At 66.2% G+C, this 22,233-nt stretch carries 25 protein-coding genes; 13 read left to right on the top strand and 12 right to left on the bottom strand.

The window, feature by feature from the left end; translation table 11 throughout:
* From ABZ789_RS05970 to ABZ789_RS05985, 4 genes are read left to right on the top strand one after another with little or no spacing between them, the layout of a single operon-like run.
* On the top strand, window positions 1–2,004 hold the full coding sequence (locus tag ABZ789_RS05970) for an acetyl/propionyl/methylcrotonyl-CoA carboxylase subunit alpha (protein ID WP_358420388.1): 2,004 nt from the start codon (window positions 1–3) through the stop codon (window positions 2,002–2,004).
* The gene (locus tag ABZ789_RS05975; RefSeq protein WP_358420391.1) at window positions 2,004–3,167 is read left to right on the top strand and encodes an acyl-CoA dehydrogenase family protein; all 1,164 of its coding nucleotides are present in this window, start codon (window positions 2,004–2,006) and stop codon (window positions 3,165–3,167) included. The genes ABZ789_RS05970 and ABZ789_RS05975 overlap by 1 nt, the downstream gene beginning before the upstream one ends.
* Complete coding sequence (locus tag ABZ789_RS05980; RefSeq protein WP_358420394.1) at window positions 3,164–3,664, top strand: MaoC family dehydratase; 501 nt, start codon at window positions 3,164–3,166, stop codon at window positions 3,662–3,664. The genes ABZ789_RS05975 and ABZ789_RS05980 overlap by 4 nt, the downstream gene beginning before the upstream one ends.
* Window positions 3,661–4,482 (top strand): CoA ester lyase, encoded by an 822-nt coding sequence (locus ABZ789_RS05985; protein ID WP_358420397.1) that lies wholly within the window; start codon window positions 3,661–3,663, stop codon window positions 4,480–4,482. Before ABZ789_RS05980 ends, ABZ789_RS05985 begins: the two co-directional genes overlap by 4 nt.
* Before the next feature lie 7 nt (window positions 4,483–4,489).
* Here the strand turns inward: ABZ789_RS05985 and ABZ789_RS05990 are convergent, their stop codons facing one another.
* Window positions 4,490–5,263, bottom strand: a complete 774-nt coding sequence (locus ABZ789_RS05990) for an IclR family transcriptional regulator (RefSeq protein WP_358420400.1) — start codon at window positions 5,261–5,263, stop codon at window positions 4,490–4,492.
* A 201-nt stretch (window positions 5,264–5,464) separates the two neighbouring features.
* Here ABZ789_RS05990 and ABZ789_RS05995 point away from each other — a divergent pair, with 201 nt between their 5' ends.
* Together ABZ789_RS05995 and ABZ789_RS06000 are read left to right on the top strand one after the other, a co-directional pair.
* Window positions 5,465–6,226 carry a CoA transferase subunit A gene (locus tag ABZ789_RS05995; protein WP_358420403.1) on the top strand — a complete coding sequence of 254 codons (762 nt, stop codon included), beginning with the start codon at window positions 5,465–5,467 and terminating at the stop codon, window positions 6,224–6,226.
* A gap of 2 nt (window positions 6,227–6,228) precedes the next feature.
* The gene (locus tag ABZ789_RS06000) at window positions 6,229–6,882 is read left to right on the top strand and encodes a CoA transferase subunit B (protein WP_358420406.1); all 654 of its coding nucleotides are present in this window, start codon (window positions 6,229–6,231) and stop codon (window positions 6,880–6,882) included.
* Here ABZ789_RS06000 and ABZ789_RS06005 read toward each other — a convergent pair.
* Window positions 6,869–7,405, bottom strand: a complete 537-nt coding sequence (locus ABZ789_RS06005) for a DUF1992 domain-containing protein (protein WP_358420408.1) — start codon at window positions 7,403–7,405, stop codon at window positions 6,869–6,871. The two genes, ABZ789_RS06000 and ABZ789_RS06005, sit on opposite strands and share 14 nt — an antisense overlap.
* A gap of 116 nt (window positions 7,406–7,521) precedes the next feature.
* Here ABZ789_RS06005 and ABZ789_RS06010 point away from each other — a divergent pair, with 116 nt between their 5' ends.
* The 4 genes from ABZ789_RS06010 to dmpG all read left to right on the top strand — a co-directional run bounded on the left by ABZ789_RS06010 (window position 7,522) and on the right by dmpG (window position 11,194).
* Window positions 7,522–8,277, top strand: a complete 756-nt coding sequence (locus ABZ789_RS06010) for an IclR family transcriptional regulator (RefSeq protein ID WP_358421239.1) — start codon at window positions 7,522–7,524, stop codon at window positions 8,275–8,277.
* A gap of 90 nt (window positions 8,278–8,367) precedes the next feature.
* Entirely contained in the window at window positions 8,368–9,213 is an 846-nt protein-coding gene (locus tag ABZ789_RS06015) for a fumarylacetoacetate hydrolase family protein (protein ID WP_358420411.1), read from the top strand.
* Entirely contained in the window at window positions 9,210–10,142 is a 933-nt protein-coding gene (locus ABZ789_RS06020; protein WP_358420414.1) for an acetaldehyde dehydrogenase (acetylating), read from the top strand. Before ABZ789_RS06015 ends, ABZ789_RS06020 begins: the two co-directional genes overlap by 4 nt.
* Complete coding sequence (gene dmpG / locus ABZ789_RS06025; RefSeq protein WP_358420417.1) at window positions 10,139–11,194, top strand: 4-hydroxy-2-oxovalerate aldolase; 1,056 nt, start codon at window positions 10,139–10,141, stop codon at window positions 11,192–11,194. Before ABZ789_RS06020 ends, dmpG begins: the two co-directional genes overlap by 4 nt.
* Window positions 11,195–11,200: 6 nt before the next feature.
* Here dmpG and ABZ789_RS06030 read toward each other — a convergent pair whose 3' ends face one another.
* From ABZ789_RS06030 to ABZ789_RS06070, 9 genes are all read right to left on the bottom strand, one after another.
* Window positions 11,201–11,491, bottom strand: coding sequence for a GNAT family N-acetyltransferase (locus tag ABZ789_RS06030; RefSeq protein WP_358420420.1), 291 nt, complete (start codon window positions 11,489–11,491; stop codon window positions 11,201–11,203).
* 93 nt (window positions 11,492–11,584) lie between these two features.
* Window positions 11,585–12,061, bottom strand: a complete 477-nt coding sequence (gene bfr / locus ABZ789_RS06035; RefSeq protein ID WP_358420422.1) for a bacterioferritin — start codon at window positions 12,059–12,061, stop codon at window positions 11,585–11,587.
* Window positions 12,062–12,109: 48 nt separating this feature from the next.
* Complete coding sequence (locus ABZ789_RS06040; protein ID WP_358420425.1) at window positions 12,110–12,307, bottom strand: (2Fe-2S)-binding protein; 198 nt, start codon at window positions 12,305–12,307, stop codon at window positions 12,110–12,112.
* Between the two features lie 141 nt (window positions 12,308–12,448).
* Window positions 12,449–13,207 (bottom strand): AIM24 family protein, encoded by a 759-nt coding sequence (locus tag ABZ789_RS06045; protein WP_358420428.1) that lies wholly within the window; start codon window positions 13,205–13,207, stop codon window positions 12,449–12,451.
* Window positions 13,204–13,911 carry an AIM24 family protein gene (locus tag ABZ789_RS06050; RefSeq protein ID WP_358420431.1) on the bottom strand — a complete coding sequence of 236 codons (708 nt, stop codon included), beginning with the start codon at window positions 13,909–13,911 and terminating at the stop codon, window positions 13,204–13,206. The genes ABZ789_RS06045 and ABZ789_RS06050 overlap by 4 nt, the downstream gene beginning before the upstream one ends.
* A gap of 6 nt (window positions 13,912–13,917) precedes the next feature.
* Window positions 13,918–14,538 (bottom strand): AIM24 family protein, encoded by a 621-nt coding sequence (locus ABZ789_RS06055; RefSeq protein WP_358420434.1) that lies wholly within the window; start codon window positions 14,536–14,538, stop codon window positions 13,918–13,920.
* An 82-nt stretch (window positions 14,539–14,620) separates the two neighbouring features.
* Window positions 14,621–15,778: an acyl-CoA dehydrogenase family protein gene (locus ABZ789_RS06060; RefSeq protein ID WP_358420436.1), complete on the bottom strand. Its 1,158-nt coding sequence runs from the start codon at window positions 15,776–15,778 to the stop codon at window positions 14,621–14,623.
* A 42-nt stretch (window positions 15,779–15,820) separates the two neighbouring features.
* On the bottom strand, window positions 15,821–17,014 hold the full coding sequence (locus tag ABZ789_RS06065; protein WP_358420438.1) for an acyl-CoA dehydrogenase family protein: 1,194 nt from the start codon (window positions 17,012–17,014) through the stop codon (window positions 15,821–15,823).
* Window positions 17,011–18,255 carry a CoA transferase gene (locus ABZ789_RS06070; RefSeq protein ID WP_358420441.1) on the bottom strand — a complete coding sequence of 415 codons (1,245 nt, stop codon included), beginning with the start codon at window positions 18,253–18,255 and terminating at the stop codon, window positions 17,011–17,013. Before ABZ789_RS06070 ends, ABZ789_RS06065 begins: the two co-directional genes overlap by 4 nt.
* A gap of 485 nt (window positions 18,256–18,740) precedes the next feature.
* Here ABZ789_RS06070 and ABZ789_RS06075 point away from each other — a divergent pair, with 485 nt between their 5' ends.
* From ABZ789_RS06075 to ABZ789_RS06085, 3 genes are read left to right on the top strand one after another with little or no spacing between them, the layout of a single operon-like run.
* A complete protein-coding gene (locus tag ABZ789_RS06075) occupies window positions 18,741–19,871 on the top strand; it encodes a thiolase family protein (RefSeq protein WP_358420444.1) in 1,131 nt (376 codons plus the stop codon).
* Between the two features lie 42 nt (window positions 19,872–19,913).
* Window positions 19,914–20,678 carry an SDR family NAD(P)-dependent oxidoreductase gene (locus ABZ789_RS06080; protein WP_358420447.1) on the top strand — a complete coding sequence of 255 codons (765 nt, stop codon included), beginning with the start codon at window positions 19,914–19,916 and terminating at the stop codon, window positions 20,676–20,678.
* The gene (locus tag ABZ789_RS06085) at window positions 20,675–20,824 is read left to right on the top strand and encodes a hypothetical protein (protein WP_358421265.1); all 150 of its coding nucleotides are present in this window, start codon (window positions 20,675–20,677) and stop codon (window positions 20,822–20,824) included. Before ABZ789_RS06080 ends, ABZ789_RS06085 begins: the two co-directional genes overlap by 4 nt.
* Before the next feature lie 66 nt (window positions 20,825–20,890).
* Here ABZ789_RS06085 and ABZ789_RS06090 read toward each other — a convergent pair whose 3' ends face one another.
* A complete protein-coding gene (locus ABZ789_RS06090; RefSeq protein WP_358420450.1) occupies window positions 20,891–22,075 on the bottom strand; it encodes an acyl-CoA dehydrogenase family protein in 1,185 nt (394 codons plus the stop codon).
* Between the last annotated feature and the right edge of the window lie 158 nt (window positions 22,076–22,233).

The raw sequence follows: 22,233 nt of genomic DNA on the forward strand, positions 1-22,233 counted from the left end.
ATGACTGATACGAATCGGATCGATACGGTGTTGGTCGCCAACCGCGGTGAGATCGCGGTGCGCGTCATCCGCACCCTGAAGGCGATGGGCATCCGCTCGGTCGCCGTGTTCAGCGAAGCCGACCGCGACGCGCGGCACGTCCACGAAGCCGACACCGCGGTACTCCTCGGACCGGCTGCGGCACGCGAGAGCTACCTGGTGATCGACAAGGTCATCGAGGCGGCACTTGCGACCGGGGCACAGGGAATCCATCCCGGTTACGGATTCCTCTCGGAGAACTCGGCTTTCGCGGCGGCCTGCGCCACTGCGGGCATCGCCTTCCTCGGTCCGTCGGCCCACGCGATCGAGACGATGGGCGACAAGATCACCGCCAAGGCGGCGGTGTCGAAGTTCGGTGTTCCCGTCGTGCCCGGCATCTCCCGGCCCGGCCTGACCGATGCCGAACTGATCACCGGTGCCGACGAGGTGGGTTATCCCGTACTCGTCAAGCCGTCCGCCGGCGGGGGCGGTAAGGGAATGCGCCTGGTCACCGACCCGGCCGATCTGCCCGCCGCGCTCGAATCCGCTCGCCGCGAGGCAGCTTCGGCATTCGGCGACGACACCCTCTTCCTCGAACGGTTCGTGCAGCGCCCCCGCCACATCGAGGTCCAGATCCTCGCCGATGCACACGGCAACGTCGTGCACCTCGGTGAGCGCGAGTGCAGCCTGCAGCGACGACATCAGAAGGTCATCGAGGAGGCTCCTTCACCCCTGCTCGACGAGGCCACCCGCGCCCGCATCGGTGAGGCGGCATGCAACACCGCGCGTAGTGTCGACTACACCGGTGCCGGCACGGTCGAGTTCATCGTCTCCGCAGACAAGCCGGACGAGTTCTTCTTCATGGAGATGAACACCCGGCTACAGGTCGAACATCCGGTCACCGAGATGGTCACCGGCCTCGACCTCGTCGAATGGCAGGTGCGTATTGCTGCCGGCGAACCGCTCGGCTTCGCACAGGACGACGTCACGCTCACCGGTCACGCGATCGAGGCCCGCGTCTACGCGGAAGACCCTGCACGTGGCTTCCTCCCGACGGGTGGCGAGATCGCCGACGTCGTCGAACCCACAGTGCCCGGCGTACGCGTGGACTCGGGTATCCGCGCCGGTACCGTGGTCGGCAGCGATTACGATCCGATGCTCGCCAAGGTCATCGCACATGCCGACGACCGCGCCGGAGCCCTGCGCCGTCTCGACCGCGCGCTCGCGGAAACCGCGGTGCTCGGTGTCGTCACCAACATCGATTTCGTCCGCTTCCTGCTCGCCGACGACGAGGTGGTCGCAGGCGCACTCGACACCGGCCTGCTCGACCGCCGTCTCGGGGACTACACCGCACCGGGTGTAGCGGATTCGACACTCGTCGCGGCTGCTGCTCTGCGGTGGCTCGAACACTGGGACGACAACGGCTCCGATCCGTGGGCGGTACCCGACGGCTGGCGGATCGGTGCCCACCGGCCGCTCGTCTTCCGGCTCACCGCCGGCGACCGCACCGCGCACGTCCACCTCACGGGGTCGCCGCGTGAGGGTCGTGCCGAAGTCGAGGACGGGCAGAGCTTCTCGATCTCGGCGGAGCGCAGCGGATCCACGCTCGCCGTCCTGCTCGACGGTCGCCGACACAGTTATCGCGTCGCCGAATCCGACGGCACGATCTGGCTTGCCGACGGCCACGGCAGCGTCGCCGTCCGCGAGGTGCGGGAGGCCTCGGTCCGCGGCGACGACGCACACGCCGGCGACGCCGACATCACGAGTCCGATGCCCGGTGCCGTCATCGCGGTCTCCGTGGCTTCGGGCGACACGGTGACGGCCGGGCAGGCGCTCGTCGTCGTCGAGGCCATGAAGATGGAACATTCGCTCACCGCCCCCATCGACGGCACCGTCGAGTTGTTCGCTGCCGCGGGTGAGCAGGTCAAGGTCGATCAACTTCTCGCGCGGGTCACCCCGCACGCCGACACGAATGAGGGACAGTAATGACGGAATACCTTGCTACGGGACAACTTCCCGACGAGTACGAGCAGCTCCGCAAGACGGTCGCCGACTTCGCGCGCACGGTCGTCGCGCCGGTCGCGGCCAAACACGACGCCGAGCACTCGTTCCCCTACGAGGTCGTGCAGGGCATGGCCGAGATGGGCCTGTTCGGTCTTCCCTTCCCCGAAGAGTACGGCGGCATGGGGGGCGACTACTTTGCACTGTGCCTCGCCCTCGAGGAGCTCGGCAAGGTCGACCAGTCCGTCGCCATCACCCTCGAGGCCGGCGTCTCGCTCGGTGCGACGCCGATCTACCGCTTCGGCAACGAGAAGCAGAAGCAGGAATGGCTGCCGCAGCTCGCCAGTGGCCGCAACCTCGCCGCCTTCGGGCTCACCGAGCCGGGCGCAGGTAGCGACGCCGGAGGCACCAAGACCACCGCCAAGCTCGAGAACGGTGAGTGGATCATCAACGGCAACAAACAGTTCATCACGAACTCGGGCACCGACATCACCTCGCTCGTGACCGTCACCGCTGTCACCGGTGTGCGGGAGAACGGCAAGAAGGAGATCTCCACGATCCTCGTGCCGACCTCCACGCCGGGCTTCACCGCGGAGCCCGCCTACAACAAGGTCGGCTGGAACGCTTCCGACACGCATCCGCTGACCTTCGCAGATGTCCGGGTTCCCGAGGAGAACCTCCTCGGCGAGCGGGGACGCGGCTACGCGAACTTCCTGCGCATCCTCGACGAGGGCCGCATCGCGATCGCCGCCCTGTCGACCGGCGCCGCTCAGGGCTGTGTCGACGAATCGGTGAAGTACGCGAAAGAACGCGAAGCGTTCGGCAGCCCGATCGGCAGCAATCAGGCCATCGCCTTCAAGATCGCCCGGATGGAAGCGCGCGCCCATGCCGCGCGCACCGCCTACTACGACGCGGCCGCTGCGATGCTCGCCGGCAAGCCGTTCAAGAAGCAGGCCGCGATCGCCAAGCTCGTCGCCTCCGAGGCCGCGATGGACAATGCACGCGATGCGACGCAGATCCACGGTGGCTACGGCTTCATGAACGAGTATGCCGTCGCGCGCCACTACCGCGACAGCAAGATCCTCGAGATCGGTGAGGGCACCACCGAGGTGCAGCTCATGCTCGTCGGACGGGAGCTGGGGCTGTGAGCGAGACCGTGCCCGACACCTCCGTGGAGAAGCGGATCATCCAGCGCGGCCTGTGGTTCGAGGAGTTCGAGCTCGGTGCGATCTACGAGCATCGCCCGGGACGGACGATCACCGAGGCCGACAACACACTGTTCACGACGCAGACGATGAACACACAGGCGCTCCACCTCGACGCCGCCTACGCCGCCGAAACGAGTTTCGGTGAGCGACTGGTCAATTCGATGTTCACGCTCTCGACTATCGTGGGTCTTTCGGTCACCCAGCTCACGCAGGGCACGATCGTCGCGAACCTCGGTTTCTCCGAGATCTCTTTCCCCAAGCCGCTCTTCCACGGCGACACGCTCTACGCCGAGACGAAGATCGTCGACAAGCGGGAGTCGAAGAGCCGGCCGGGTGAGGGCATCGTCACGCTCGAACACACCGGTCGGAATCAGCACGGCGACGTCGTCGCCGTTGCCGTGCGCAAGACCCTCGTACAGAAGAGGTCCACGACATGACCTGGAAATTTCCCGGCCCCGCCTGGCTCTTCTGTCCCGCTGATCGCCCGGAGCGCTACGGCAAGGCCGCCGACCGTTCCGACGTGGTGATCCTCGACCTCGAGGATGCGGTCGCGGCGGCCGACAAGCAGGCTGCGCGGGAGGCGCTCGTCGCTACCCCTCTCGATCCCGAACGTACCGTGGTGAGAGTCAATCCCGTGGGCACTGCCGACCACGAGGCCGACCTCGAAGCGCTGAGCCGCACGTCGTACACGCGAGTGATGCTGCCCAAGTGCGAGAGTGGTGACCAGGTGCGGTCGGTCGCGCCGCTCGAGGTGGTCGCGCTCCTCGAGTCACCCCTCGGGGTGCTCGCCGCCGAGGACATCGCCACCGCGGAGAACACCATCGGAATGATGTGGGGTGCCGAGGATCTCGTCGCGGGACTCGGTGGCAATGCGAGCCGTCGCGCCGATGGGACCTACCGCGCGGTGGCGCAGCACGCCCGGTCGGTGACCCTGCTCGCCGCCAAGGCGCACGCTCGCTGGGCGCTGGACTCGGTGTACCTCGACATCAAGGACACCGACGGGCTGTACGAGGAAGCGCTCGACGCGGTGGCGGTCGGATTCGACATCAAGGTCTCCATCCATCCAGGTCAGGTCGATGCCGTCCGGCGCGCGTACGCCCCGACCCCGGAGGAGGAGGCGTGGGCGCGACGGGTGCTCGAGGCTGCCGGATCCGAGCGGGGAGTCTTCGACTTCGAAGGGAAGATGGTCGACGCTCCGGTGCTGCGGCACGCCGAGCGGGTCCTGCAACGCGCTGCGGCTGCCGCTTCGGCATGACCGCCCCTCACCGGGGGTGGCGACGCAACAGCTGAGTCAGCCGATGGGCGCTGTCCAGTAGCGCTTCCCCGAGTTCGGGCAACCGGTCGGGGCGGAAGCGGCTCTCCACTCCGGTCAGGCTCAACGCCCAGGTGGGGGCGCCGCGGTGATCGAACACCGCGGCGCCCATCCCCCAACTGCCTTCGACGAGCAGTGCCGGATTGACGGCATATCCGGCCAGCCGGGTCGCCTCGATCCGTTCCTCGAGTGCGGAGCGCGCATGATCCGGTCCCCACTCCGGTGTGAGATCCACCCGTGAGAGATATGCCGCGATGTCCTGGTCGGGCATGTGAGCGAGGATCGCCAGGCCCGCGGACGCGACGCCGAGCGGGAAGCGGATCCCGATGTGGAGGACGTGCGAGCGCAGGGGGAAGCTCCCCTCCTCGCGCGCGAGGCAGACCGTCTCGTCGCCCCGCCGTGCGGACAGGAATGCGCTCTCGCCGGTCGCGCGGGCCAGATCGCGCAGCACGTCGCCCGCGAGACCGGTGATGTCGTAGCGCACGGATGCCAAGGAGCCCAGTAGGTAGAGCTCGGGGCCGAGGGTCCAGCGCCCTGTGGCTGCATCCCGGTCGACGAGGCCTTCCTCGGCGAGCGAGGTGAGCAACCGGTGCACGGTGGGTCGCGCGAGGGCGGTTGCGCGAGCCACCTCCGAAGTCGTCACGCCGCCGGGTTCGTGCGACGAGACGGTGCGCAGCAATGCTGCAATCCGCGTGACCAGTTGACCTCGCGCCTCGGACGACATGCAACCATCTTAAGTCCACTCAGTGAACGCAATACCAGCGTACGGTTCGATGAGCGACCAATTTTGCTCGTATCGGAACGAAGACTTGTGTTCTTCACCTGCAGCATCTTTATTTGAAGTCGAACAAGTGGATGCGTTCATCCAGTGGACGTATTCCCCGGTCGAGGAGTCCCGCGCTCCCTGGATCCCGAGAGGTGTGAGTTGGCAACGAAAGTGTTCGAAACGGCGGCGGAGGCCGTCGCCGACGTCCGTGACGGTGCAACGCTCGCGGTGGGCGGATTCGGATTGTGCGGTATCCCCGACATCCTGATCCAGGCCATCGCCGACTCAGGTGCCACCGATCTCGAGGTCTTCTCCAACAACTGCGGTGTCGACGGCCACGGTCTCGGAATTCTGCTGGGAGAAAAGCGGATCCGCCGGGTCACGGCATCCTATGTGGGCGAGAACAAGGAATTCGCCCGCCAGTACCTCTCGGGCGAGCTCGAGGTCGAGCTGACGCCGCAGGGCACTCTTGCCGAGAAGTTGCGTGCCGGTGGCGCAGGCATCCCGGCCTTCTTCACCCCTGCGGGGGTCGGCACGCCCATCTCCCAGGGTGGTCTGCCGTGGAAGTACAACGCCGACGGATCGGTCGCTGTGGCGTCGCCGGCCAAGGAGATCCGCGAGTTCCGCGGTAAGCGGTACGTGCTCGAGGAGTCGATCACCGCCGATTTCTCGCTGGTACATGCCCTGAAGGGCGATACCGAGGGCAACCTGGTGTTCAACAAGGCCGCGATGAACTTCAACCCGCTCGCCGCCATGGCCGGTCGCGTGTGCATCGCCCAGGTCGAGGAACTCGTCGAGCCGGGCGAGATCGATCCGGGCGAGGTGCACCTGCCCGGAATCTTTGTGAACCGGGTCGTGCACACCGGTGTCCAGGACAAGCAGATCGAGAAGCGCACCGTCAGCGCCGCGAAGGGAGCCTGATCATGACCACAGCTGTCGAGACGTCGGGATGGACGCGCACGCAGATGGCCGCGCGCGCCGCCCAGGAACTCGCCCCGGGGGAGTACGTCAACCTCGGCATCGGCCTGCCGACGCTGATCCCCAACTACCTACCCGAGGGTGTGCACGTCACCCTGCACAGTGAGAACGGCATCCTGGGCACCGGGCCCTACCCCACCGAGGACTCGGTCGATCCCGACCTGATCAACGCCGGCAAGGAGACCGTGACGGTCAACCCCGGTGCCGCCTTCTTCGACTCGGCGCTGAGCTTCGGCATGATCCGCGGCGGCCACATCGACACCGCCGTGCTCGGCGGCATGGAGGTCTCGGCCACCGGCGATCTCGCCAACTGGATGGTGCCCGGCAAGATGGTCAAGGGCATGGGCGGGGCGATGGATCTCGTCCACGGTGCCCGCAAGGTCATCGTGCTCATGGAGCACACCGACAAGCAGGGCAATCCGAAGATCGTCTCGGAGTGCTCGCTGCCGCTCACCGGTGAGGGGGTCGTGCAGCGGATCATCACCAATCTCGCGGTGATCGACGTGACCGCCGAGGGCCTCGTGCTGCGCGAGTGCGCACCCGGTGTCACCGAAGAGCAGGTCCGCGCCGCAACCGGAGCGCCGCTCAGCCTTCCCTGACGACCTGGTGGTTCCGCCTGCGGAACCACCGGAACATCCGCCTTCTCCGCACGGCCCCGGCTTCGGACATCGTTTCGAGCCGGGGCCGCGTCGAATTCAGCGCCGTCCGGGCCTCCTCGCGGCGACGTGCCCGCTCGGCCTTCCATACCTCGACCGCCTCCTCGGCGTCGACTTTGTGGATCGGCACCGGCAGACCGCTGGGAAAGCGCAGGCAGTCGGCGATCCTGCGATTGAGATCGGCGACGATCTCGCGCACCACCTTCTCGCTGGGAGCCGACCCGACCGTTCCGGGCAGCCGTTCGATCTCGCGTCGCAGCTGTAATTCGGGAGGCAGCAGCGCTTCCGTCGAAAGCCCCTCGCGCGCCAGGTAACTCTTGATCCACCACAGTTCGTCGTCGCCGTGATCGGGAATGGGCTTGCCGTAACCGGGGAGATCATCGAAATCGCCCCGCTCCTGCGCTACGCGGATCTGCCGTTCGATCCACGTCTCGAACGTGAGGTCCCATCGCTTGCGCTCGGTCACACATCCAGGATGCCAGTGGCGAGCACTCCGCCCGGGCGCCGCTGCGGTGTCCTAACCTGTGCCACGTGGAAGGACGTCGGGAGTCGCCGGTGCGCACCCGCCCCCCGGGCGACGGGGTGGATACCAATACCGTGCTCGGCAAGGTCGTCACGGTGCTGTGGGCGTTCACCGCGGACGACCACGTGCTCACCCTCGCCGAACTGGGCCGGCGCACCGGGCTGCCGAAGGGGACGCTGCACCGTATCGTCACCGATCTCGTCGGCGTCAGGCTGCTGGACAAGGACGCTGCGGGCTACCGGCTGAGCGGTCAGCTCTTCGAACTAGGTCTGCGAGCCTCGGTCGAGCGGGGTCTCGTCGAGGTCGCGATCCCCTTCATGGAAGACCTGTACGAGCGCACCCACGAGACCGTCCATCTCGGCATCCCAGAGGGTGTCGAGGTCGTCTACGTCTCCAAGATCGGCGGGCACCGTCCCGCGTCCACGCAGTCCCGGATCGGCGGGCGAATGCCCATGTACTGCACCGGCATAGGCAAGGCGCTTCTCGCCTTCTCGCCGCCGGAGATGCTGGCCGAGGTGGTTGCGGCCGGGTTGTCGCGCAAGACTCCCCGGACGATCACGACAGCCGGTCGGCTCGGCGCGAATCTCGCCACCGTGGTCGAGCGCGGCGTGGCCTTCGAATTCGAGGAGTCCGCGGTCGGTCTCGCCTGTGTCGCCGCCCCGATCTTCGACGCGGACGAACGTCCTGTCGCCGCTGTGAGCGTCACCGGTCCGGTCACACGGTTCCGCCCGGACAAGCATGCGGGCGCGGTGAAGGCCGCCGCTGCCGGTATCGCGGCGACCCACGCCCGGCGCGAGGCCATCCGCAACTTGTGAGGCCAACGTTCCACTCACCGGAACCTCACGCTATGTCGGAGCGCATGTCCCGGTAACGATTGGGCTTGACCATCGAACGACGAGGACGTGATGACTACGAGCTCCAACACCCCATCCGCGGCGGATCGCACCCGCGTCGCCGGCGCGGCGGCAGACCGCCTCATCGAGGCCACGCGCAGCTCCGTGCCGTGCGGCCCGGTCCGCGATCTGATCGGGGAGACCGACATCGACCTGGCGTACGCGGTGCAGCAGCAGCTCACCGACAGCCGGCTGGCCGCCGGTGCCCGCATCGTCGGCCGCAAGATCGGCCTGACGTCCCCGGCGGTGCAGGGGCAGCTCGGGGTCGATCGTCCCGACTTCGGTGTCCTCTTCGACGACATGGACGTCACGGACCTCGACGAGGTGCCCAGCGAGCGTCTGCTCCAGCCGAAGGCCGAAGCCGAGATCGCATTCGTCCTGTCCGCCGACCTCGACTCGGACGATCTCGATCTCGCGACGGTGCGGGCCGCCGTCGGGCACGCGGTCGCCGCACTCGAAATCGTCGACAGCCGAGTCGCCGGCTGGGACATCAAGATCACCGACACGGTGGCCGACAATGCATCCAGCGGCCTCTACGTGCTCGGCTCGCAGACCCTCACGCTCGACGAGTTCGAGCCGATCGACGTCACGATGCGCATGTACGTCGACGACGAGCTCGTCTCCGAGGGGAACGGAGCGGCATGCCTCGGCGATCCTCTGAACGCACTGCTGTGGCTCGCCCGCACGGCACGTGAGTTCGGACAGCCCCTGCGCGCCGGGCAGGTCGTCCTGTCGGGCGCTCTCGGCCCGATGGTTCCGGCGCCGCCCGGCGTCACGGTGCGCGCCGAGATTTCTTCCCTCGGAACCGTCACAGCGCGTTTCTCTTCCGAAAGCTCCACCGCACAGGAGAACTCATGACTACCAAGGTTGCCATCATCGGGTCGGGCAACATCGGCACCGACCTGCTCATCAAGATCAAGCGATTGGCCGACGCCGAACTCGAGACCCTCGCATTCGTGGGTATCGATCCCGAGTCCGACGGACTCGCCCGGGCGAAGCGCCTCGGCATCGACGCCATCTCGACCGGTGTCGAAGGCCTTCTCGAGCACCCCCGGTTCGACGAGATCGAGATCGTCTTCGACGCGACGTCGGCGAAGGCGCACGAATACAACGAGAAGCTCCTTCGCCCCCACGGCAAGATGCTCATCGACCTCACTCCGGCCGCGATCGGCCCCTACGTCGTGCCGCCGGTCAACCTGACCGAGCATCTCGACGCGCCGAACGTCAACATGGTCACCTGCGGCGGACAGGCGACGATCCCGATCGTCGCGGCCATCTCGCAGGTCACCAAGGTGCACTGGGCCGAGATCGTCGCCTCGATCTCGTCGAAGTCCGCCGGTCCGGGAACCCGCGCCAACATCGACGAGTTCACCGAGACCACCTCGCAGGCCATCGAGAAGATCGGTGGTGCCACCCGTGGCAAGGCGATCATCATTCTCAATCCCGCCGAGCCTCCGATGATCATGCGCGACACCGTTCTCGCGCTCGTCGGTGAGGATCGCAAGGACGAGATCGTCGCGTCGATCGAAGCGATGATCGCGAAGGTCGCGCAGTACGTGCCCGGCTACATCCTCAAGCAGGAGGTGCAGTTCACCGAGGTCACCGAGTCGATGGCGACCCTCACCGACCACACCGGCCCGCTGTGGAAGGTCGCAGTGTTCCTCGAGGTCAAGGGCGCAGCACACTACCTGCCCGAGTATGCGGGCAATCTCGACATCATGACCTCTGCGGCGCTGCAGGTCGCACGCGCCGTGGCGGCACGCAAGAAGGATCAGGTGACGGCATGACCGCGGCAACGACAACCACGCGTGAATTCGCAAGCGACGGAACAGCTCTGTACATCCAGGACGTGACCCTGCGCGACGGCATGCACGCCATCCGTCACCGCATCACGCCGCAGGACGTCGCGGCGATCGCCGGCGCCCTCGACCGTGCCGGTGTGGACGCCATCGAGGTGTCGCACGGCGACGGTCTCGCCGGTCACTCGCTGACCTACGGTCCGGGCAGCAACACCGACTGGGAGTGGCTCGAAGCTGCTGCGGGAGCCATCAATTCGGCAACCCTGACGACGCTGCTGCTCCCGGGTATCGGCACCGTCCACGAGCTGAAGCGCGCTTATGAGATCGGCGTGCGGTCGGTGCGCATCGCGACGCACTGCACCGAGGCCGACGTCTCTGCGCAGCACATCGCGGCGGCGAAGGAACTCGGCATGGACGTGTCCGGCTTCCTCATGATGTCGCACATGGCTCCGTCCGAGGAGCTCGCGCGGCAGGCCGCTCTCATGGAGTCCTACGGTGCCGATTGCGTGTACGTCACCGACTCCGGCGGACGTCTGACGATGGACGGTGTCCGCGAGCGTGTGCGGGCCTACCGTGAGGTCCTGAAGGAGACGACGCAGATCGGCATCCACGCCCACCAGAACCTGTCGCTCTCGGTCGCGAACTCGGTCTGCGCGGTCGAGGAGGGTGTCATCCGCGTCGACGCGTCGCTCGCCGGCCAGGGTGCCGGTGCCGGCAACTGCCCGATCGAGCCCTTCGTCGCCGTCGCCGACCTGCTCGGCTGGAAGCACTCCTGCGATCTGTTCGGGCTGCAGGACGCCGCAGACGATCTCGTGCGCCCGCTGCAGGATCGTCCGGTGCAGGTGGACCGCGAGACCCTCACCCTCGGTTATGCCGGTGTGTACTCGAGCTTCCTGCGCCATGCCGAGACGGCTGCGAGCATCTACGGCCTCGACACCCGCGACATCCTGGTCGAGATCGGTCGCCGTGGCCTCGTCGGTGGGCAGGAGGACATGATCACCGACGTTGCCCTGGACCTGCGCAATCGCACAGGAAACTAGGACACGCTAGTCGGCGAGCTCGCGGTACTCGGGATGCTCGGCGATGTACTTGTCGACGTACGAGCAGATCGCCACGATTCGCTCACCACGATCGCGGACATCGTCGAGTGCGAAGCCCACGAGCTTGCCGGCGAGTCCCTGGCCTGAATAACCCTTGTCGATCTCGGTGTGGTCGAAGACGAGGCGACCGTCGTCATCGGGGTGATACTGCGTGTACCCGATGACGGCGTCGTCGTCCCGGACCTCGTAGCGGTGCGCGTCAGGGTTGTGCACCACGGTCACGGATGCATCGCTCATGGGTCTTCCTCTCCACCGTCGACGAAGCAGATGTGACCCACAGCATAGAGAACGGGCCGCGGCGCGATGCCGCGGCCCGTTCCGTTGTGCCGACTACTGCGGAGGGTCGATGTGCTGGGCGAGGTACAGCGGTTCGCCGAGCTGCTCGATCAGATCGAGCTGGGTCTCGAGATAGTCGATGTGCTCTTCTTCGTCGGCGAGGATGTCCTCGAAGATGTTCGCCGACGTGATGTCGCTGACCGAGCGCATGTACTCCGAACCCTTGCGCAGCCGGTCGCGGGCTTCGATCTCGACCTGGAGGTCGGCCTCGAGCATCTCCTTGACGGTCTGGCCCAGACGCAGCGACCCGAGGCGCTGGTAGTTGGGGAGTCCGTCCAGGTAGAGAATCCGATCGGTGAGCGTCTCGGCATGCCGCATCTCGTCGAAGGATTCGTCGCGAGTGTGCTTCGCAAGCTTCGACCATCCGCGGTCCTCCTGCATCTTCGAATGCAGGAAGTACTGGTTGATCGCAGTGAGTTCGGCAGTGAGCTGCTCGTTGAGCATCTCGATGACCTTCTTGTCGCCCTTCATGGCACCTCCCGGGGTGGACCATCAAGTTCACCGCCGGGTAGGGGCTGGCTACACGGCGGTCTCGAGCTCGATCATCTCATTCCGCTGCCGGGCCTGCCGGATGATCGCCGAGATGTTCCGTACGCAGTTGCCGCAATCGGTGCCCGCACGACACTTCGCGCTGACCTCGCGCGTGCACCGCGCCCCCGCAGCCACCTCCGCTTCGATGTGGTGGTGGGTAAGGGCGTGGCAACTGCAGACGATCATCAGAGCCACCTTTCTGCGACTGAGGGGACACTCACTTAGGCTGCCCAAACCTTACATTCCGTTAGGCTAGCCTAGCTTGTGATCGTAGTCACAGAAATACCGGTGCGGATCCGTGTTATGCCCGGGCCCTCCCCAGGGCCCTCAGAACTGTTGCTGTTGCTGTAGCTGCTGCGAAACCACCTGGTTGATGCGCTGTAGCCCCGGCGAGGTGAGGCCCGGTATCTGATTCTCGATGGTGCGCACCAGCGACGAATCGTCGAGGACCTTCTCACTGGACTGGATCAGTACGGTGCCGACGCCCGTGAAGTCGAACTGCCGCTCCTCGCCGGATTGCACCCCGAAGCGGCGTGCACCGGCCGAGACGAAGCCGGTGATCCACGATTCGTCGTAGTGATGGCTGGGGGACGGGCAGTCCGCCCAGCCGACGAGTGCCTCCGGGTCGACCCGCAGCGGAGGCTCGGCGAACATCACCGGCCCGTTCGACGACGCGAGGAACCGGCCCGTGCCGATGAGCGTGAGGAAGCCGGGAACGATCGACTGGTTGAGCGACAGCCCCGGTTCGAAGGCCAGCAGGTTCGCCTGCCGGATCGTGAGGTTGCCGTCGTCGAGATCGTACGAGTTGATGTCGTATCCGCGGTCGCCGAGGATCAGCTTCCCGAAGCCTTCGGCGACGACGTAGTCGCCGAGATACAGCGGAGCCGAGAACTGGCTCGCCACCATGTGCAGCAGCTGTCCCTGCAGACCGTGGGTGAGCGCCGAGAACTGCACCTGCCCGTAGTACGCGATCATCGCGCCCTTAGACAGGAACCAGGGCGACTGCAAGTCGATGCAGTAGGCGTACGGATTGCCCGGCACGTTGTCGCTGTCGGTGAAGCTCGACGGGTTCAGGATGGTGCTCACAGTTTCTCCTCCGATGCCTGCACATAGACGATGCCCTGCCCGCTGCACTCGAGCTGCATGGCTTCCCCTCCGGTACGCCCGACATTTCGCCAGCTCATCGAGGATTTCAGCTCGGTGCGCACAGAGCCGTAGGACGCCACGAAGGCCTGCGGGTCCACGACCACCGGACTCGGGCCGCCGACCTGCAGTTCGAACACGCCGCCGTGGGCGAGCAACACCGCTGCGCCATGTCCTGTCAGCTGGGTGGTGAACATGCCCGTGCCGGTCATCGCGCCGGTCGCGGCGCCGCGCAGTGCCCCGAGCAGACCGCCTCCACCCCCACCACTGCCACCCGAGCTTGCTGCCACCGAGACGACTGTGGACTGCAGCTCGGTCGTATGCGCCAGCAGACGGGACGCCTCCACGCGCAGTTCCCCGCCGGCGGAGATGTCGACGATATGAGTCTCGAGCCCCCGGAAGCCGTAGTGCACGACGCCGTCGCCCTGCGCGAGCATCGTGGCCTCGTGTTCGCCACGCAGCATGCGGCCCGCCATGCCGGTGAGTCCGCCCAGGCCGGGGGCGCTTCCGGTCCCTCCCGGGACACCGTGCGGGGAGAACTGGACTCTGCCCGTATAGAAGAGCATCGCACCGCGACGCGCCACGACCGGCCCCGACCGTCTCAGATCGACGCGAACGACCTTGCTGTTGATCTTCGTGAAGCTCATCTGCCCCTACCGTTCCGCCGGCTGGATGGACACCACACCCACGCCGTCCCATTTGAGCGAGAACGCCTCTCCGCTGCCCTGGCCGATGGCGGACCGCCACGACACGTCGGTGACGAACGACTGCGTCAGCTGCCCCTTCGCGCACACGAACGCGTCGGGATCGACGACGAGCGGGTACTGCGGCGACACCTCGAGGTGGATGAGCGGCCCGCCGGCCGAGAGCAGCGCGACCTGCCCGGTCCCCGTCACCGTCGTGGTGAACAGGCCCTGACCGCTCATGCCGCCGCGCAGACCCGCGAAAGTGACGTTCGTGTTCAGCTGCCCGCTCAACGCGAGCAGTTGCTCGGATTCGACCTGCAGAGTCTCGTTGTGCAGATCCAGCACGGTGACGTCCTGTGCCTGATGTGCGAGGTGGACGATGCCCGTACCGCTGCACTCCATGAGCGACAGGCCCTCGCCGGTCGCACGCTGCCGGAGCCCGGCGAGAACCCCGTCACCGCCACCGAACCCGGCGGACTTGAAACCGATCTGTCCTTCGTAGGCCACCATCGACCCCGACAGTGCCCGTACGGACGAGTTGTTCAGGTGGGCTTCGATCACCCTCTTGGTCTTCGCCACTAACCGCATGCCGGGAAACGATAGCGTGAAACGACTTCGGTGGAGTGAACCCCGGATAGCGGGGCGCACTCCACCGAAGAAGGGCGACGACCTACAGGCCCAGGTCTTTGGCGATGATCGTCTTCATGACCTCGTTCGTGCCGCCGTAGATGCGGGTCACGCGCGTGTCGGCGTAGAGGCGGGCGATGGGATATTCGGTGATGTAGCCGTAGCCGCCGTGAAGCTGCAGGCACTTGTCGATGATGCGGCCGGCGGCCTCCGTCGCGAACAGCTTGGCGCGAGCTGCATCCGGCACGGTCAGTTCGCCCCGATCGTTGAGCTCTATCGCATTGTCGACCATGAGCTGCATCGCCTGCAGCTCGGTCGAACACTCCGCGAGCACGAACTTGGTGTTCTGGAAGGATGCGACCGGCTTCCCGAAGACCTTGCGGTCCTTGGTGTAAGCGAGGGCGTGCTGAATCGCGGCCGCCGCGGTCGCGGCAGCGCCGAAGGCGATCGTGAGGCGTTCCTGTGCGAGATTCTGCGTAAGGTACGAGAACGCCTCGCCTTCCTTGCCCAGCAGATCGGCGACGGGGACCTTCACGTCGTCGAACGACAACTCGGCGGTGTCGGAGGTCTTGAGGCCGATCTTGTTCAGCTTGCGGCCGACGGCAAACCCTTCGCTCGCGGTATCGACCACCAGGATCGACAGGCCACCGCGGCGGTCCTCGGGGTTGTACGGCGAGGTGCGGCACACGACCAGGACGCGATCGGCCAGGGCACCGCCTGTGATGAACGTCTTCGCGCCGTTGAGGACGTAGTGGCCGCCGTCCTCCGACAGTGTGGCCGTCGTCGAGATGCTGGCGAGATCCGAACCGGCACCCGGCTCGGTCATCGCGATCGCGAACATCAGTTCACCGGAGGCGAATCCGGGAAGCCAACGCTGCTTCTGCTCCTCGGTGGCGTTCTGCATGATGTACGGCAGGATCAGGTTGGAGTGCACCGACGACGAACCGAACGACACTCCGGCTGCGGAAGCCTCCTCCGCGACGATCACGTTGAACTTCAGCGAGTTCTCGCCACCGCCGCCGTACTCCTCGGGGACCTGAATGCCGAGGAGTCCGAGTTCGCCCATGCGGTTGTAGAACTCGCGCGGAGGATGACCCGCCTCTTCCCACTCGTGGTAGACGGGGACGACTTCCTTCGCGATGAAATCGCGGACGGTCTGCCGGAACGCCTCGTGGTCCTCGTTGTACAGCGTGCGCTTCACGCCTTGTCCTTCCGGAGATGGATTATGTTGTGGAAGAACATGTTACAGAGAATAGCTACGTAGTACACCCTTGCTGATGATGGTTTTCTGGATCTCGCTGGTGCCCTCACCGATGAGCAGGAAGGGCGCCTCACGCATGAGACGTTCGATCTCGTACTCCTTGGAATAGCCGTAACCACCGTGGATCCGGAAACTGGCCTGGGTGACCTCGGAGCAGTACTCGCTCGTCAGGTATTTGGCCATCCCCGCGGCGACGTCGTTGCGCTCGCCGGAATCCTTCAGGCGTGCGGCGTTGACCATCATCAGGTGCGCGGCTTCGACCTTCGTGGCCATCTCGGCGAGGGAGAACGAGATCGCCTGGTGCTGGGCGATGGGTTTACCGAAGGTGGTGCGCTGCTGCGCGTACCGGGCGGCGAGCTCGAACGCTCGGATGGCGACCCCGCACGCGCGGGCCGAGACGTTGACGCGGCCGACCTCGACGCCGTCCATCATCTGGAAGAAGCCTTTGCCGGGAGTGCCGCCGAGGATCGAGTCGGCCGAGATCCGGTAGTTGTCGAAGATGAGCTCGGTGGTGTCGATGCCCTTGTAGCCCATCTTGTCGATCTTGCCGGGGATGATCAGGCCCGGTGCGACCTCACCGAAACCCGCGGGCTTCTCGACGAGGAAGGTCGTCAGGTTCCGGTGCGCCTGGTCGGCGCCTTCCTCGGTCTTGACCAAGGCGGCGACGAGCGTGGAGCTGCCACCGTTGGTGAGCCACATCTTCTGGCCGTTGACGACGTAGTTGCCTTCGTCGTCGCGTTTGGCCTTGGTGCGGATCGCGGCGACGTCGGAGCCGAGCTCGGGTTCGGACATCGAGAACGCCCCGCGGACCTCGCCGGTGGCCATGCGCGGCAGGAAGTGCTGCTTCTGCGCTTCGGTGCCGTGCTGACGAATCATGTACGCGACGATGAAATGGGTGTTGATGACGCCGGAGACACTCATCCAGCCTCGGGCGAGTTCTTCGACGCACAACGCATAGGTGAGCAGCGACTCGCCGAGCCCGCCGTATTCCTCGGGGATCATCAACCCGAACAGGCCCATCTCGCGCATCCGGTCGACGATGGCCTGCGGGTAGGTATCGGAGTGCTCCAGCTCCTGCGCGTTCGGGATGATCTCACGGTCGACGAAAGTACGTACGGTGTCGAGGATCTCGGTCTGGAACTCGGTCAGTCCGAGAGTCTGGGCGAGGCGGGTCATGCGTGCTCTTTCCGGGAGGTGCGGATGGTGCCGGACGCTGCGAGGCTGTCGATCTCCTCGTCGGTCAGCCCCAGATGTTCGGCGAGTACCTCAGCGGTATCGTCTCCGTTGGCCGGCGCGGGCCGGACTTCGGGATAGCGGCCGTCGAAGGACATCGGGGTGCTCGGTGCGTGATAACTGCCGATGCGCGGTTGGTCGAGCTTGTGGAACATCGGGTTCTCGGTCACGCGGGGGTCGGCGGCGAGTTCGGCGAAGGTGCGGTACCGCTCGTGCAGGATCGAGGTGCCTTCCAGGGCCGCTTCGATCTCGGTGGCCGTATGGCGGGAGAACCACGCGCCGAACAGGCTGTTCAGGACGTGACGATGCTCGAAGCGGGTGCCTTCGTCGCGGAAGTCCACGCCCAGGGCCGATTCGAGGGCGGCCACCGCCTCGGCGGTGCCGGTGAGTTCGGTCAGATCGCGGAAATGCCGCGGAGTGAGCGCGACGATCATGAATCGGGCGCCGTCGCCGGTGGCGAAGTCGGCGCCGTAGGTGCCGTAGACGGCGTTGCCCACCTTCTGCCGAGCGGGACGACCGAGCTGGGCTTCGGCGATGTAGCCCAGGTTGCCGACGGTCGCGAGCGCGACGTCTTCGAGTGGCAACACGACCTTCGTTCCGGCACCGGTGATCTCGCGTCGGTAGACGGCCGAAGCGACCGACAGTGCGGCGTAGAGTCCGCACGAGACGTCCCAGGCGGGCAAAACGTGGTTGACCGGGGTCGAGACGTTCTCCGCGCCGGTGACCGACGGGAAGCCGGCGGCGGCGTTGACCGTGTAGTCGACGGCAGCGGTGCCGTCCGCGCGACCGAGAACCTGCACGTGGATCAGGTCGGGGCGGATCGCGGCGAGCTCGTCGTAGTCGAGCCACGAGCGACCGGCAGCGTTGGTGACGAGCACCCCGGAATCGATGATCAGATCACGGATCAGCACCTGAGCATCGGGATTACGGAAATCCGCCGCAAACGAGCGCTTGCCCTTGTTCAGGCCCGCCCAGTAGATCGACTCGTTCTCGTCGGTCACCGGCCAGCGGCGATAGTCGGCGGCACCACCGATGGGGTCGACCCGGATCACGTCGGCGCCGAGGGCGGCCAGGGTCATGCCGCACAGTGGTGCGGCCACGAAGCTCGACACCTCGACCACTCGCACCCCTGCCAGCGGTGCAGTGGACGAGGGCAACTCGTCGGTGGAAGCGGAGGAGTTCATGCTGGGCTCGCTCGTTCTCGTCACGGATTGTCTCGGGCACAGTCAGCATGCCCCAGGCCCCGCCACCGGCAACAGCACCGATCGGCTATCTCTCGATTAGCGCAGACCAATACTCTGGTCAGCGCAGGCCGGCGATCGATGGTGCGAATCTGCCTTGTGAACGGTCATAGCTATAAGTGATCGATTCCTTCACCACCCACACTGTGCGCGCGCTGCCGTGGCCCATGATCAATACGGGTGACGGCAGGCGGCCTGTTCTTCCCGAGGGGACATTCGCACCGTTCACACGGGTTCTTCGTCGGGGTGTCGGCTCGGTACCTCGTCGGTATAGCTTCCACCTAACGGAATCTTCCGCCGAAAGACTTACCGCTCCCGGCAGGGTGCATGGTCTCCTCGAATGTGAGGACCACCACCCGGCCGGTCGTCGTTTCCCCACAGCGGTTGCCCCGGCAACCGTGTCCTGCCAGAGCAAAGGATCGTTTCGCATGCGCGATGCCGTGATCGTCGACGCCGTCCGTTCCCCCATCGGACGCCGCGGTGGTGCACTGTCCGAGATCCACCCCGTCAACCTGTCCGCGCATGTGCTGACGGCACTGGCCGAGCGAACCGGCCTGGACCCCGCCACCGTCGACGACGTGCAGTGGGGTTGTGTGAGCCAGGTCGGCGACCAGGCCGGAATCGTCTCGCGCAGCGCCGTGTTCGCTGCCGGATGGCCGGTCACCGTGCCTGCCACCACCATCAACCGCGCGTGCGGGTCGAGTCAGCAGGCCGTGTCTTTCGCCGCCGCGACCGTCGTCTCCGGACAGAGCGACGTCGTGATCGCCGGTGGTGTCGAGTCGATGAGCCGCGTGCCGATGGGCAGCGCGAGCAAGGACGGACAGCATTTCCCGCAGAACGTGCTCGACCGTTTCGGGGTCGCCGGCTTCGGGCAGGGCATCGGCGCCGAGATGATCGCCGAGAAGTGGGGCTTCTCCCGCACCCGGCTCGACGAGTACTCGCTGCGTTCGCACGAACTGTCCGCAGCCGCCACGGATGCGGGAGCCTTCACCGGGCAGATCGCCCCGGTCGGGGACTTCGCCACGGACGAGGGCATCCGCCGCGGCGGCAGCCTCGAATCGCTCGCCAAGCTGAAGACGGTCTTCAAGGAGGACGGCGTGATCCACGCCGGTAATTCCTCGCAGATCTCCGACGGTGCCGGGGCCCTGCTCATCACCACCAGCGAATACGCTGCGGCCCAGGGCTGGACCCCGCTCGCGCGTATCCACACCGCCGTCGTTGCCGCCGACGACCCGGTCGTCATGCTCACCGGCCCTATCCCCGCGACCGCGAAGGCACTGAAGCGGTCCGGGCTGTCCATCGACGACATCGGTGTGTTCGAGATCAACGAGGCGTTTGCGCCGGTGCCGCTCGCGTGGCAGGTCGAGACCGGCGCGAAGCCCGACCGGCTGAACCCGCTCGGTGGTGCGATCGGTGTCGGCCATCCGCTCGGTGGATCCGGCGCGATCCTCATGACCCGCCTCGTACACCACATGCGTGACAACGGCATCCGCTACGGCCTGCAGTCGATGTGCGAGGCCGGTGGCATGGCCAACGCCACCATCCTCGAACTTCTCTGATCCACCTCGTCATCCAGCCGCTACGAATCTCGAAGGAGCACTATGGAACTCAAGGGTCTGTCCGTCGCCGTCACCGGCGGAGCGTCCGGTCTCGGTCTCGCGACCGCACGTCGCGTCCTGGCTGCCGGGGGCAACGTCACCCTGATCGACCTGCCGAGTTCGAACGGCGAGGAGGTCGCAAAGGAACTCGGTGACGGTACGGTCTTCGCGCCCGGTGACGTGACCGACCCGGAACAGTTCGCCGCGGCTCTCGACGTCGCGCACGAGCGTGGGGGTCTGCGCGGTGTGGTGCACTGCGCCGGTGCCGGTCGCAAGATGCGCGTCCTCGACAAGGAGGGCAAGGCCGGATCGCTCGAGGACTTCGAGTTCGTGATCCGCCTCAACCTCGTCGGTTCGTTCAACGCGTTGCGTCTCGGCGCCGAGCGGATGGCCGAACTCGACCTCATCGACGACGAACGCGGTGCAGTGGTCATGACGGCTTCCGTCGCCGCCTTCGAGGGCCAGATCGGCCAGATCAACTACTCGGCGTCGAAGGCCGGCATCGTCGGCATGACGATCGTCGCCGCGCGCGACCTCGCGAGCAAGGGCATCCGCGTCAACACCATCGCCCCGGGCATCATGGACACCCCGCTGCTCGCCCGTCTGCGCGACGACGTCCGCAAGTCGCTGGAGGAGACCGTCCCCAACCCGTCGCGTCTGGGCAGCCCCGACGAGTTCGGCCGCCTCGCCACCAACATCCTCGAGAACGGCTACCTCAACGGCGAGACCATCCGTCTCGACGGCGCCATCCGTATGGCACCGCGTTGAGCCGGAAGGCGATGAAGGCGTTCGTCGCCGAAGGCGTCCTGCCGTACAAGAAGATTCGCGAGGTCATGATGGTCGACGAGCTGCCGACCTCGCCGGCGGGCAAGATCCTCGAGACCGATCTGCGTTCGCGACTGTCGGTTTCCTGACGCATCACGGCGAAGCCCCCGGTATCGCGTACCGGGGGCTTCGCCGTGGGAAAGTGATCGTGAAGCTCAGGAGTTCTTCTTCTGTTCCTGCTTGACGAGTCCGCCGCCGATGATCAGACGCTGGATTTCGCTGGTGCCTTCGTACAGGCGCAGCAGCCGCACGTCGCGGTAGATCCGTTCGACCGGCACCTCCCGCATGTATCCGGTACCACCGTGGATCTGCACTGCGAGATCGGCTACCTTGCCGACCATTTCGGTGCAGTACAGCTTCGCTACCGAGGGCGCGATCCGGCGGTCGGTCTCCTCGACCCATGCCTTCGCGGCGTCACGCACGAGTGCGCGGCCGGCCATGACACCGGTCTGCTGGTCGGCGATCATCGCCTGGACGAGCTGGAAGTTCCCGATCGGGCTGCCACCCTGGGTGGCGGTCGCGGCGTAGGCGACCGATTCGTCGAGGGCTCGCTGGGCCTGGCCGACCGACAGCGCGGCGATGTGGACGCGACCACGGGCCAGGGAGATCATCGCGGCCTTGTAGCCGACGTCCTCACTGCCGCCGACCAGTGACGAGGCCGGCACGCGTACCTCGTCGAAGTGCACGTCGGCGGTCCAGGCGCCTTCCTGGCCCATCTTCGCGTCCTTGTTGCCCACCCGGACACCCGGAGTGTCGGCGGGGACGAGGAAGACCGCGATGCCGGTCCCGTTCTCGTCTGCCGGACGGGTGCGGGCGAAGACGACGAACAGGTCCGCCAGCGGGGCGTTTGTGATGAAGCGCTTCTCGCCGGTGATCACCCAGTCGTCGCCGTCGCGCACCGCCTTGGCACGCAGTCCCGACGGGTTCGACCCTGCGCCCGGCTCGGTCAGGGCGAAGGATGCGACGACCTCTCCGGAGGCGATGCCTTCGAGCCACTGCTCCTTCTGCTCGTCGGTACCGAAATTGACGAGAACCTGGCCGGCGATGCCGTTGTTGGTGCCGAACATCGAGCGCAGCGACAGTGTCGTGTAGCCGAGTTCCATCGCGAGTTCGGCGTCCTGCTGAAGATTCAGGCCGAGTCCGCCCCACTGCTGCGGAATCGCGTAACCGAACAGGCCCATCTCCTTCGCGGCCGTGCGGATGTCCTCGGGAATCGCGTTGGTGTCCGCGATCTCCTGCTCGCGCGGGACGACCATGTTCCGGACGAACGCGCGGGTCTGGGCGAGGATCTCGCGGAAGTCGTCTTCGTCGACTTCGGGTGCAGGGATGGAGAGTGTCATGTACCCGAGTTTCGTATCGCCCACGTGAGGTGTCCAATACGAATGGCGCCACTCCCGTATAGGCATTCTCGATGGTTCGGAAGGGCGTTACCAGCACCGATCGCCGTTATATTCGACGACATCGACACATTCGGGGGCCATATGTGCCCCGCCGAAAG

This window comes from Rhodococcus sp. NPDC047139 (assembly GCF_040643435.1).
In the GTDB taxonomy this organism is placed as follows: Bacteria; Actinomycetota; Actinomycetes; order Mycobacteriales; family Mycobacteriaceae; genus Rhodococcus.